General features: G+C 59.1%; 6 protein-coding genes and 2 pseudogenes. 2 read left to right on the top strand and 6 right to left on the bottom strand.

The window, feature by feature from the left end; all coding sequences use genetic code 11:
- Positions 1-159, bottom strand: a pseudogene (locus OGX94_RS24960) (Arm DNA-binding domain-containing protein); the annotation flags it as partial.
- Between the two features lie 329 nt (positions 160-488).
- On the opposite strand from OGX94_RS24960, the gene sul2 reads away from it, so the two are divergent.
- Both sul2 and OGX94_RS07910 read left to right on the top strand, forming a co-directional pair.
- Positions 489-1,304 carry a sulfonamide-resistant dihydropteroate synthase Sul2 gene (gene sul2, locus OGX94_RS07915; protein ID WP_001043260.1) on the top strand — a complete coding sequence of 272 codons (816 nt, stop codon included), beginning with the start codon at positions 489-491 and terminating at the stop codon, positions 1,302-1,304.
- An 86-nt stretch (positions 1,305-1,390) separates the two neighbouring features.
- Entirely contained in the window at positions 1,391-1,693 is a 303-nt protein-coding gene (locus tag OGX94_RS07910) for a phosphoglucosamine mutase (protein ID WP_000251875.1), read from the top strand.
- Between the two features lie 175 nt (positions 1,694-1,868).
- Here OGX94_RS07910 and OGX94_RS07905 read toward each other — a convergent pair whose 3' ends face one another.
- The 5 genes and pseudogenes from OGX94_RS07905 to OGX94_RS07885 form a co-directional block, all read right to left on the bottom strand.
- A complete protein-coding gene (locus OGX94_RS07905) occupies positions 1,869-3,362 on the bottom strand; it encodes an IS91-like element ISCR2 family transposase (protein ID WP_001120888.1) in 1,494 nt (497 codons plus the stop codon).
- Between the two features lie 210 nt (positions 3,363-3,572).
- On the bottom strand, positions 3,573-3,797 hold the full coding sequence (locus OGX94_RS07900) for a hypothetical protein (protein WP_000743213.1): 225 nt from the start codon (positions 3,795-3,797) through the stop codon (positions 3,573-3,575).
- Positions 3,794-4,531, bottom strand: coding sequence for a recombinase family protein (locus tag OGX94_RS07895; RefSeq protein ID WP_001446887.1), 738 nt, complete (start codon positions 4,529-4,531; stop codon positions 3,794-3,796). The genes OGX94_RS07900 and OGX94_RS07895 overlap by 4 nt, the downstream gene beginning before the upstream one ends.
- A gap of 485 nt (positions 4,532-5,016) precedes the next feature.
- Entirely contained in the window at positions 5,017-5,157 is a 141-nt protein-coding gene (locus OGX94_RS07890; protein WP_001044210.1) for a hypothetical protein, read from the bottom strand.
- A 5-nt stretch (positions 5,158-5,162) separates the two neighbouring features.
- A pseudogene (locus tag OGX94_RS07885) lies at positions 5,163-5,493 on the bottom strand (IS6-like element IS26 family transposase); the annotation flags it as partial.

Genomic DNA, 5,493 nt, shown 5'->3' with positions numbered 1-5,493 from the left:
CAAGCAAGCCAACTTGTCGTCAAAATCGGTGTTGCAAAAACGGGAGTGACCATAGATTCCGTTTTCTGAGGCGACCCCCACATAGAGACCTTCCCGGTCATTCACTTTGTAGAGTTTGTCCCTGGGCTTGAGATTGCGCAGCTTGGTATCGGTCAGCATGTACCTTGTCCTTCTTCGTCTCCGATACCCACTCTATTGTAAACAAGACATTTTTATCTTTTATATTCAATGGCTTATTTTCCTGCTAATTGGTAATACCATGAAAAATACCATGCTCAGAAAAGGCTTAACAATATTTTGAAAAATTGCCTACTGAGCGCTGCCGCACAGCTCCATAGGCCGCTTTCCTGGCTTTGCTTCCAGATGTATGCTATTCTGCTCCTGCAGCTAATGGATCACCGCAAACAGGTTACTCGCCTGGGGATTCCCTTTCGACCCGAGCATCCGTATGAGACTCATGCTCGATTATTATTATTATAGAAGCCCCCATGAATAAATCGCTCATCATTTTCGGCATCGTCAACATAACCTCGGACAGTTTCTCCGATGGAGGCCGGTATCTGGCGCCAGACGCAGCCATTGCGCAGGCGCGTAAGCTGATGGCCGAGGGGGCAGATGTGATCGACCTCGGTCCGGCATCCAGCAATCCCGACGCCGCGCCTGTTTCGTCCGACACAGAAATCGCGCGTATCGCGCCGGTGCTGGACGCGCTCAAGGCAGATGGCATTCCCGTCTCGCTCGACAGTTATCAACCCGCGACGCAAGCCTATGCCTTGTCGCGTGGTGTGGCCTATCTCAATGATATTCGCGGTTTTCCAGACGCTGCGTTCTATCCGCAATTGGCGAAATCATCTGCCAAACTCGTCGTTATGCATTCGGTGCAAGACGGGCAGGCAGATCGGCGCGAGGCACCCGCTGGCGACATCATGGATCACATTGCGGCGTTCTTTGACGCGCGCATCGCGGCGCTGACGGGTGCCGGTATCAAACGCAACCGCCTTGTCCTTGATCCCGGCATGGGGTTTTTTCTGGGGGCTGCTCCCGAAACCTCGCTCTCGGTGCTGGCGCGGTTCGATGAATTGCGGCTGCGCTTCGATTTGCCGGTGCTTCTGTCTGTTTCGCGCAAATCCTTTCTGCGCGCGCTCACAGGCCGTGGTCCGGGGGATGTCGGGGCCGCGACACTCGCTGCAGAGCTTGCCGCCGCCGCAGGTGGAGCTGACTTCATCCGCACACACGAGCCGCGCCCCTTGCGCGACGGGCTGGCGGTATTGGCGGCGCTGAAAGAAACCGCAAGAATTCGTTAACTGCACATTCGGGATATTTCTCTATATTCGCGGTTCAGCAGGCATGTCCCCTTTGAGGGCGACCCGACGACAGGATAATCGACCTTATGGTGCGCAAATATTTCGGCACAGACGGTATTCGTGGCAAAGCCAACGAAGGCGCGATGACGGCGGAAACCGCCTTGCGCGTCGGCATGGCGGCTGGCCGTGTCTTTCGTCGCGGTGACCACCGCCATCGTGTCGTGATCGGCAAGGATACGCGCCTGTCGGGCTATATGCTTGAACCCGCGCTCACAGCCGGTTTCACCTCGATGGGCATGGACGTATTCCTTTTTGGCCCGCTGCCGACAACGTATAGGAAGAATAAACGCCCTTTTCACCCAAGTCCAACAGCTTTGGACCGCAGTTGACTCTTTCGACACCCCTGCGATGCAACCCAATCCGGCTGACGGGGAGCCAGCAACGCTGAAAATTTACCCTCCTCTTTCCCACTAGCGGCTCCTTTTCCGACAACCAGCACGGCGGATCCCTGCCGCGGCGCTGTGAACGCAGCATTTTGATTGGTATCGTTGGCCTTCAGGCTCGTCAGTCAAACAGACCCAGGAGCAGCTCAGCCGGTGGCGCCCGGCTTTCGGGTAACGCCCTGGTCCCGCTGGTTTCGGCTTTGTGCTTCAGGTGATCAAGGATCTGCTTGATCACTATAGGGTCTTCAATGCAGGCGATGACTTTCATGGCGCCGCCGCAGCCGCTGCAGGTCTCGATGTCGATATTGAAAACACGCTTGAGCCGTTGCGCCCATGTCATCGACGCTCGCCGTTGTGCTGGTGTTGCCGGTTCATCAGCCACCCTGACCTTGTTGCCCCTGCCCCGTTTTGCCGGCGTGACCAACGCCCGGTGCCGACTGTTGGGTGCGAACACCCCGTGGAAGCGGGTTAGGTTGACTCTGGGCTTCGGTACCAGGGCGGCCAGCCTTGCAATGAAATCCAATGGTTCGAAAATGACGTGCGTGGTGCCGTCCCGGTACGGCGTCTTGAGCTGGTAGCGCACGTTGCCGCCTCGTGTTAACGACAGCCGCTTCTCGGATACCGCCGGGCGGCTGATGTACCGGCACAGCCGTTCGAGCTTCTTGCGTTCATCGGCCCTGGCCGCCACGCCGGCGTGCAGGCTGGACCCGGCTACCTTGCCAATCCCGTCACCGAACGGATCACCACTGGTCGGCAGAGTTTGCAAAGTGAACACCTTTCGCCCCGCCTGTGAACCGACAGCGATACGGTAAGTGATCGAGTGCCCCAGCAGGGGTGTCATCGGGTCGTCATCCACCGCATCCGAGGCCAGATAGCTGTTTTCGACATCCCGTTCCAGCAGGCCTTGCCGTTCCAGATAGCGACCCACCCGGTGGGCGATGGTGTGCGTCAGCTGGGTGAGCTCTGGGCTGGTCGGCGCCTTGACCCAGCGGAAACGCGCTGAGCCGTGGGATTGCTCGACATACACACCGTCGAGAAACAGCATGTGGAAGTGAACATTCAGATTGAGCGCCGATCCAAAACGCTGGATCAGGGTGACCGCGCCCGTCTTGGCCACTTGGTGGGTATGGCCCGCTTTCTTGACCAGGTGCGTGGCAATGACGCGGTAAACGATGCCCAGCACCCACCCCATGATCTCGGGCCGGCTGGCAAACAGGAAACGCAGCTGAAACGGGAAGCTCAACACCCACTGACGCATGGGTTGTTCAGGCAGTACTTCATCAACCAGCAAGGCGGCACTTTCGGCCATCCGCCGCGCCCCACAGCTCGGGCAGAAACCGCGACGCTTACAGCTGAAAGCGACCAGGTGCTCGGCGTGGCAAGACTCGCAGCGAACCCGTAGAAAGCCATGCTCCAGCCGCCCGCATTGGAGAAATTCTTCAAATTCCCGTTGCACATAGCCCGGCAATTCCTTTCCCTGCTCTGCCATAAGCGCAGCGAATGCCGGGTAATACTCGTCAACGATCTGATAGAGAAGGGTTTGCTCGGGTCGGTGGCTCTGGTAACGACCAGTATCCCGATCCCGGCTGGCCGTCCTGGCCGCCACATGAGGCATGTTCCGCGTCCTTGCAATACTGTGTTTACATACAGTCTATCGCTTAGCGGAAAGTTCTTTTACCCTCAGCCGAAATGCCTGCCGTTGCTAGACATTGCCAGCCAGTGCCCGTCACTCCCACTCGATTGTAAACAAGCACACAAAACCCTTTAGTGACAACAATTTGCAAGAACTATCAGGCTCAGTGCCATGAAAAATACCATGACCAGATCATGAGGTTGAACACGGCTTGCGCCGGCAGCGTTCACGCTCCTGGTCGGCGATCTCGCCCGGCTGCAATGCTAGCTCAGCATCGGTCATGCGCTCCAGCACGTCGCGTAGGCGGATGGTGCAAGGAATGGGCGGCAGCTCGAACTCATAGCCGCCGGCGATCATTTCGGCCGCAATCTCCTCGGTGATGAAAAACGGCTCGTCGTCTTGGTTCGGCTTCTTCATGCCCTTTCCTCCTGGCGCTCATCCTGGCCGACAGCGGCCAGGGCATCGGCTTCCGTCAATGCGTCCTCCACGAACGCGCCGTGCTGCTTCGCTTCGGCCTGGCTGACCTCGGCCCATATCCGTTTCACCTGGGCCGCACTGTACCCGGCCAGCTCGGCGGTCTTGTTGATGCTGTAGCCGGACTTGCGCAGCGCGACAACTTGGGCGCGGCGCTTCGGATCAGCACGGCGGCCCTTGTACCGCCCGGCCTGGCGGGCCAACTCAATGCCTTGGCGCTGGCGTTCGCGCCTGTCCTCGTAGTCGTCGCGGGCCATCTGCAAGGCCAGGCGAAAAAGCATGATCTGCACGGCTTCCAGCACGATCTTGGCGACGCCCTGGGCCTCGGCCGCCAGGTCGGATAGATCGACCACGCCAGGGACGGCCAGGCTTGCGCCTTTGGCCTGTATCGAGGCCACCAGGCGCTCGGCCTCGGGCAAAGGTAGGCGGCTGATGCGGTCGATCTTCTCGGCAATGACCACCTCGCCGGGCTGTAGGTCGCCGATCATGCGCAGCAGCTCAGGCCGGTCGGCGCGTGCGCCGGATGCCTTCTCACGGTAGATGCCGGCGACGTAGTAGCCGGCGGCCTTCGCGGCCGTAGTGATCGCCTCTTGGCGTTCCAAGTCCTGCGCGTCGGTGCTGACGCGCAGATAGACCCGCGCCACCATCGGCGCGGCTACTGGCTTCGTCCTGCGCATACTTGCGGGCTCCTTTGGGCATACGCAAAGTGTCCGGTCATGCTACCCCCGGCCAAAAAGGCCGTCATGCGATTTATCTTGGCCGGGTCGTTATTGGCGGGTCTAAATGGCCGCTCCGTGGATCTCATCGCCAGAAATGGCGATGCGAGATCCAGGGCAGGGCGGCCGCCATCGTCAGACCTGGCGATGGTCGACGCCGGCGCGCATCGTCGGATGTGGCGATGCGAGCTCGAGGTCGGTGGCCACCGCCGGCGACCTGGTGCCATCGTCGGCAATGGCGATGCTGCAGCTCGACGTGCGCGGCCTGGTCGTCTCGGCATCGTCGGATGCGGCGATGCTCGAGCGAGGCGAAAAAAAACCGCCTCGGGGTGTCCGAGGCGGCAAGTCTGCATGCGGTTCAGGGAGGAAGAAACCGCGCCGGCGATCAGGGAGGAAAACCGCGCGGCCTGATGTGCAGCTCGGCCACTTTAGCCGGATTTTTCGACTTATCCGATGCGAGCGGCCCGCCGTGGGCGCTGCTCGATCTGCTGTTGCTTTTTCTCGACGTGCTTCTGCTCCTGGTGCTGCTGCTCGTCGCGCGGCACTGTTGCAAAGTTAGCGATGAGGCAGCCTTTTGTCTTATTCAAAGGCCTTACATTTCAAAAACTCTGCTTACCAGGCGCATTTCGCCCAGGGGATCACCATAATAAAATGCTGAGGCCTGGCCTTTGCGTAGTGCACGCATCACCTCAATACCTTTGATGGTGGCGTAAGCCGTCTTCATGGATTTAAATCCCAGCGTGGCGCCGATTATCCGTTTCAGTTTGCCATGATCGCATTCAATCACGTTGTTCCGGTACTTAATCTGTCGGTGTTCAACGTCAGACTGGCACCGGCCTTCGCGTTTGAGCAGAGCAAGCGCGCGACCATAGGCGGGCGCTTTATCCGTGTTGATGAATCGCGGGATCTGCCACTTCTTCACG

The sequence above is a fragment of the Citrobacter sp. Cpo037 genome (assembly GCF_030332945.1).
Lineage (GTDB): Bacteria > Pseudomonadota > Gammaproteobacteria > Enterobacterales > Enterobacteriaceae > Citrobacter > Citrobacter portucalensis.
This window is presented reverse-complemented; position numbering and strand designations above follow the sequence as displayed.

What these genes read in the sequence shown, in the direction of transcription:
- OGX94_RS07895 (WP_001446887.1), bottom strand. Translation starts at nt 4,531, where the DNA reads ATGCGCAGGACGAAGCCAGTAGCCGCGCCGATGGTGGCGCGGGTCTAT.
- OGX94_RS07905 (WP_001120888.1), bottom strand. Translation starts at nt 3,362, where the DNA reads ATGCCTCATGTGGCGGCCAGGACGGCCAGCCGGGATCGGGATACTGGT.
- OGX94_RS07910 (WP_000251875.1), top strand. Translation starts at nt 1,391, where the DNA reads ATGGTGCGCAAATATTTCGGCACAGACGGTATTCGTGGCAAAGCCAAC.
- sul2 (WP_001043260.1), top strand. Translation starts at nt 489, where the DNA reads ATGAATAAATCGCTCATCATTTTCGGCATCGTCAACATAACCTCGGAC.
- OGX94_RS07900 (WP_000743213.1), bottom strand. Translation starts at nt 3,797, where the DNA reads ATGAAGAAGCCGAACCAAGACGACGAGCCGTTTTTCATCACCGAGGAG.